At 76.5% G+C, this 2070-nt stretch carries 2 protein-coding genes; both read left to right on the top strand.

Annotated features, from left to right (window positions below):
- The first annotated feature begins 251 nt into the window (after nucleotides 1–251).
- The gene (locus tag AAHZ94_RS33240) at nucleotides 252–665 is read left to right on the top strand and encodes a hypothetical protein (protein ID WP_349997427.1); all 414 of its coding nucleotides are present in this window, start codon (nucleotides 252–254) and stop codon (nucleotides 663–665) included.
- 259 nt (nucleotides 666–924) lie between these two features.
- Nucleotides 925–1650 carry a nucleotidyltransferase family protein gene (locus tag AAHZ94_RS33235; RefSeq protein WP_349997428.1) on the top strand — a complete coding sequence of 242 codons (726 nt, stop codon included), beginning with the start codon at nucleotides 925–927 and terminating at the stop codon, nucleotides 1648–1650.
- The last annotated feature ends 420 nt before the right edge of the window (nucleotides 1651–2070 follow it).

The following is a 2070-nucleotide window of genomic DNA, read 5'->3' as shown; positions in this document are numbered from 1 at the left end:
GCCTCCCGCACCGTGGCCAAGGTCGCGGGCACCGCGGACGCCGCGGGTAGGTCGATCATGGTGCGCACCGTCCGGCCCCCCCCCGCCGGGGGGGGGGGGGCGGCGGGGGGCGTCGTCGTGGTGAAATATCGGACACGGCGGCCTTTTCGAGCCGTGTGCGTCAACCCTCAATCCGCATGCGGGTGCCAACTCGTCCCTCAACAGGGTGACTAAATGTCGCCAAATCATCACTGCTCGCTACGATCGCGGGCATGAACCAGGCCGCCCGCCGTATCGGCAGAACCCTCGCCTTCGTCCTCCCCGTCGTGCTCGTCCTCTCCGGCACCCTCGCGGTCACCGCCGTGCCGTGGGCCGGCAAGTCCGGGGACTCGGTGCTCAGCGCCTCCGCCCGAAACGCCTCAAGCCAGGCCGGCCGCCCCGCACACGAGGTGCTGCGCGACCAACTCCTCGCCGAACAGCAGGAGAAGGACCCCGGTGCCGCCCTCACCCAACTCCAAGAGGCGATCACCGAACGTCCCTCGCTGGCCCAGCACTGTGCGTCCATCGCCCGCGCCCTCGGCCGTGCCGCGGTCACCAAGTACGGCGGCGCCGCGCACCGCGCGCAGGCCTTCTCCCGCCCCGTCTGCGACACCTCCTTCGCCTCCGGCGTCGCCCAGGCCAACTGACCCGGCAAGGCCCGGGCCGAGCAGGTCCCGCAACTGGTCGGCGCCCGCGCCGGCCAACACCTATCGTGCGGTCATGACCCACGACCCCATCCGTCCTACGACCCCTGCCGGCCCGGCCGCGTCCCACGCGCCCTCGGCGTCCACCGGGCCCGCACGCGCCACCGCGGCGGACGCCCGCTCGGTGCCGCAGGCCCCCGCCGCGAGCGCGTCGGCCCCGGCACCGACCGGCGCCCCCGTCGAGCGCGCCGCCCGCCCGGTGGTGCACTCCGGCGCCCCCACCCAGGCCGTCATCCTCGCCGGCGGCCAGGGTTCGCGGCTCCGCCCGTACACCGACGACCGGCCCAAGCCGATGGTCGAGATCCCCGGGACCGGAACCCCGATCATCGGCCACCAACTCGCCTGGCTGGCCACCGAGGGCGTCACCGACGCCGTCGTCTCCTGCGGCCACCTCGCCGAGGTCCTCCAGGAGTGGCTGACCAGCGCCGACCTCCCGCTGCGCGTCACGACGGTGGTCGAGCCCGAGCCGTTGGGCCGCGGCGGTGGCCTCAAGTACGCGGCGGCCTCGCTGCCCCAACCTGACCAGCCCTGGTACGCGACCAACGGCGACATCTGGACCCGGTTCTCGCTGCGCGAGATGGCCGGCTTCCACCACGAGCGCGACGCCGATGCGACGCTCGCCCTGGCCAGGCCGCGCATCCCGTGGGGCGCCGTGGAGACCGACGAGTTCGGCCACGTACTCGACTTCATCGAGGCGCCGCCGTCCCCGTACCTGATCAACGCGGGCGTGTACGTGTTCTCCGCGGCCTTCACCGAACTCCTGCCGGACCGCGGAGACCACGAGCGCACCACCTTCCCACGGCTGGCCCGCGAGCGCCGACTGGCCGGCTACCCGCTGCCGCACGGCGCGTACTGGCGCGCCATCGACACCGCGAAGGACCTCACCGAGGCCGCGAAGGAACTGGCCACCGGCACCACGCACGGCTGAGCCGCCCGGAGGCCGGCGCACCGGCGGCAGGCTCGGGCGGGCGTCCCTCCGCCCGTACGTGCCCGCTGGGGGCCGTGGCCGGGTCCGTACGGGCCGTCCTACGGGCCATGCGACGGGCCGGCCGCTCTCCCCAACACCGGGCCGGGCAACCGGCACCACACAGCGTCGGGCCCCGCGGCCCGCGCCGACGCACCGCACCACCCCGCTCGCCCGGCGCCTCCCCCGCCGCGCCCGCGTCGTCCCGTGGCCCACGGGCATCGCGTACGAGCCCCGGCCCGCGAGCGCAGACGACCGTGGCCCCCCCCCCCCCCGGCGGGGGGGGGGGGGCGCCCCCCCCCCCGGCCCCGCGCGGGGGGGGGGGGTGGGGCCCCCGGGGCCCCCCCCCCCGCCCCCCCCGGGGGCCCCCCCGCCCCGGCGCCC

Source organism: Streptomyces sp. HSW2009 (assembly GCF_040240285.1).
Taxonomy (GTDB): domain Bacteria; phylum Actinomycetota; class Actinomycetes; order Streptomycetales; family Streptomycetaceae; genus Streptomyces.
The sequence above is the reverse complement of the archived record's forward strand: the minus strand, read 5'-3'. Positions and strand labels throughout refer to the sequence as shown.